Below are 4000 nucleotides of genomic sequence, written 5' to 3' on the forward strand. Positions count from 1 at the left end.
GAGCGGCAGCTGCTGATCGGGAATGAACGCCATCGCGGCCAGGATCGCGAGCATCCCTGCAATCGCCACGTAAGTCAGCCAAGGGAACAGCCACATCCGCACGACAAGTCGCTCGGGGTTTTCAGCCTCCAGCCGCCGACGCAGGCGCAATTGCGAGAAGGCAACCAGCAGATAGACGAAGAGCGCAACCGTCCCATAGGAATTGACCAGAAACGCGAAGACCGTGTCCGGCGAAACATAGGACATGAACACCGCGACGAAGCCGAAGCCGCTCCCCGCCAGCGTCGCCGCCACCGGCACGCCGTTCCCGCTCACCCGCGCCAGAAGTGCCGGGGCATGGCCGTTGCGGGTCAGCGCGAAGAGCATGCGCGAGGAGGCATAGAGCCCGGAATTGAGCGCGGAGAGCACGGCCGTCAGGATGATCGCATTCATGATCTGCGCCGCCGCAGGGATTTTCATGGCGGAAAGGGCGCTGACATAAGGCGTGACGATCGTCGCCGAGTTCCACGGGATGATCGCCACGACCAGCACGATGGAGCCGACATAGAACAGTAGCACCCGGCTGATCACTGAATTGGTCGCCTTGGCAACCGCACGGGCCGGCTCGTCGGCTTCAGCGGCCGCGATGGTGACAATCTCAGCGCCGAAGTAAAACCCGGTCGCAGCCACCGCGCCGGTCAGCACCGGCAAGATGCCGTTCGGTGCAAAACCGCCATGTCCGGTCAAATTGGCCAGTCCCGGCCCCGGCGTGAACCACATGCCCGCAACGAACAGTCCGCCCAGCACCAGAAAGACGACAATAGCGGCCACCTTGATCGAGGCGAACCAGAACTCGAACTCGCCATACGAGCGGACCGAGAACAGGTTGCTCACGGTCAGGGCCAGCATCAGCGTCAGAGCCAGCAGCCATTGCGGCACTTCGGGCAGCCAGAAGCGGATGAGGTCCGCCCCCGCGATCGCCTCCAGCGCGACGACGATGACCCAGAAATACCAGTACATCCAGCCGGTCAGGAAACCCGCCATGTCGCCCAACGCGATCCGCGCATATTCGTAGAACGAACCGATCGTCGGCATCGCCGTCGCCAGTTCGCCCAGCATGCGCATGACCAGAATGACCAGTAGCCCGGTCAGCAGAAACGAAATGCTGGCCGCCGGCCCGGCCGACTGGATCACTACCCGGCTACCAACGAACAGCCCCGCTCCGATCACGCCCCCCAGCGCGATCATCGTCATGTGCCTTTGCTTGAGCGTGTGGCGCAGGTCGGGCTGCGCCTCCAGAACAGGTACATCGTGTATCAAGGCAACCCCCATCTGCGCGGACCGCGCCTGCGTGACGATCAATCGGCGAGTTCGGTCAGCACTGAGCGCAAGCTAACGACCGGCGCCACGGAATGCCGGGCTTGAATGAGACCAATCTGCGAAGCTGTTTTTCTTACCGACGATGGTACGGCTATGCGCGAGGGACATCCCCAATTATCGTGGCTCGATGCATAACACGATGATTTGGCCTATAATCGTCTACGGCATAATGCTGGGTCGACCGGTTATCCCAGAATGCAATATCCCCAACTTGCCATTGCCAGCGAATCGTAAATTCAGGCTTCGCTATATGCTGAAACAGGAATTCAAGTAAAAATTTACTTTCTCGCCCGGACAATTCATTGATGCACGAAGTAAAACCTTCATTTACAAAAATTGACTTGTCGCCAGTAATCGGATGAGAGCGAATGACTGGATGCCGCACAGGCGGATTATCTAGCCGAGCCTTTTCCCATTTAGCGTAAGCGTCTGCTCCGCCCCCAAATCGCTCGACAGGAAACGATTTAACGAAATCATGCGTAGCTGTAAGCTTTTCCAACATCTCCCTCATGGGATGCGATAACGCTGCATATGCTGCAGCGCCGCTCGACCACAATGTATCGCCACCCGTCTCGGGAAGTTTCTCCGCTCGCAGAATAGCACCCATTGGCGGCTTTTCGGCGAATGTTACATCGGTATGCCAAATTGCATTATCGGCCAGATCAATCTTCTGCGTGTCTAAAACAATGATTTCTCTGACGCCGGCGACATGCGGATAAATTGGATGGATATGCAAGTCGCCAAATTTCGCTGCAAAATCGCGATGCTGCTGGGGCGTCAAATGCTGATCCCGGAAAAATAAAACTTGGCGCTCCACGAGACTATTAAGGAGTTCGAGGCGCAGCTGCTCGGTTAAGGGCCGCGCGAGATCAATACCTGCGACCACAGCACCCAGGGCAGGAGAGATTTTTTTTAAAGTTAGATGCATATTTGCAAATTCCGTTGGCAATCTTGCTGGCAAGATGAACGAAGAATGCCTCGTGGCGTGGTCGCCTCCTTGACTCTTCAATAGGTCAACACTGCTACTCGTCCATGGAGAAGCGCGTAAATGACGTGCCCTCATGAGTGCGCAAACGCACAATGTCAACCAGATTGATTGACATTGTGCGTTTGCGCTTGCTGGTATCGAAATCGAAGATCGACGAGCGCCATAACCGATTGCCCTCGAATGGAGCGAAAGCAATGAAAGTGCGGGCGTCCGCCATGCGAACGTCCTCGTGAAATATGGAAAATCGACGAAAACGCTATGCACGCAGCGGTTGTCGCCTGCGGACGAGACCATAGCCGCACGAGATGATCGCCAGGCTTCCCGCTCCCATCAAGAGCGGCAGCTGCTGATCGGGAATGAACGCCATCGCGGCCAGGATCGCGAGCATCCCTGCAATCGCCACGTAAGTCAGCCAAGGGAACAGCCACATCCGCACGACAAGTCGCTCGGGGTTTTCAGCCTCCAGCCGCCGACGCAGGCGCAATTGCGAGAAGGCAACCAGCAGATAGACGAAGAGCGCAACCGTCCCATAGGAATTGACCAGAAACGCGAAGACCGTGTCCGGCGAAACATAGGACATGAACACCGCGACGAAGCCGAAGCCGCTCCCCGCCAGCGTCGCCGCCACCGGCACGCCGTTCCCGCTCACCCGCGCCAGAAGTGCCGGGGCATGGCCGTTGCGGGTCAGCGCGAAGAGCATGCGCGAGGAGGCATAGAGCCCGGAATTGAGCGCGGAGAGCACGGCCGTCAGGATGATCGCATTCATGATCTGCGCCGCCGCAGGGATTTTCATGGCGGAAAGGGCGCTGACATAAGGCGTGACGATCGTCGCCGAGTTCCACGGGATGATCGCCACGACCAGCACGATGGAGCCGACATAGAACAGTAGCACCCGGCTGATCACTGAATTGGTCGCCTTGGCAACCGCACGGGCCGGCTCGTCGGCTTCAGCGGCCGCGATGGTGACAATCTCAGCGCCGAAGTAAAACCCGGTCGCAGCCACCGCGCCGGTCAGCACCGGCAAGATGCCGTTCGGTGCAAAACCGCCATGTCCGGTCAAATTGGCCAGTCCCGGCCCCGGCGTGAACCACATGCCCGCAACGAACAGTCCGCCCAGCACCAGAAAGACGACAATAGCGGCCACCTTGATCGAGGCGAACCAGAACTCGAACTCGCCATACGAGCGGACCGAGAACAGGTTGCTCACGGTCAGGGCCAGCATCAGCGTCAGAGCCAGCAGCCATTGCGGCACTTCGGGCAGCCAGAAGCGGATGAGGTCCGCCCCCGCGATCGCCTCCAGCGCGACGACGATGACCCAGAAATACCAGTACATCCAGCCGGTCAGGAAACCCGCCATGTCGCCCAACGCGATCCGCGCATATTCGTAGAACGAACCGATCGTCGGCATCGCCGTCGCCAGTTCGCCCAGCATGCGCATGACCAGAATGACCAGTAGCCCGGTCAGCAGAAACGAAATGCTGGCCGCCGGCCCGGCCGACTGGATCACTACCCGGCTACCAACGAACAGCCCCGCTCCGATCACGCCCCCCAGCGCGATCATCGTCATGTGCCTTTGCTTGAGCGTGTGGCGCAGGTCGGGCTGCGCCTCCAGAACAGGTACATCGTGTATCAAGGCAACCCCCATCTGCGCGG

At 59.2% G+C, this 4000-nt stretch carries 3 protein-coding genes; all 3 read right to left on the reverse strand.

Annotated elements, in window-relative coordinates; all coding sequences use genetic code 11:
- Positions 1 to 1299 (reverse strand): amino acid permease (locus L284_RS38990; protein ID WP_235054338.1); only part of this gene is annotated, 1299 nt, incomplete at its 3' end.
- Positions 1300 to 1450: 151 nt separating this feature from the next.
- Positions 1451 to 2287, reverse strand: coding sequence for a taurine dioxygenase (tauD, locus tag L284_RS47515; RefSeq protein WP_081674049.1), 837 nt, complete (start codon positions 2285 to 2287; stop codon positions 1451 to 1453).
- Between the two features lie 316 nt (positions 2288 to 2603).
- On the reverse strand, positions 2604 to 4000 hold a 1397-nt coding region (locus L284_RS39000; protein WP_052018422.1), incomplete at its 5' end, for an amino acid permease.

Source organism: Novosphingobium lindaniclasticum LE124 (assembly GCF_000445125.1).
Classification (GTDB): domain Bacteria; phylum Pseudomonadota; class Alphaproteobacteria; order Sphingomonadales; family Sphingomonadaceae; genus Novosphingobium; species Novosphingobium lindaniclasticum.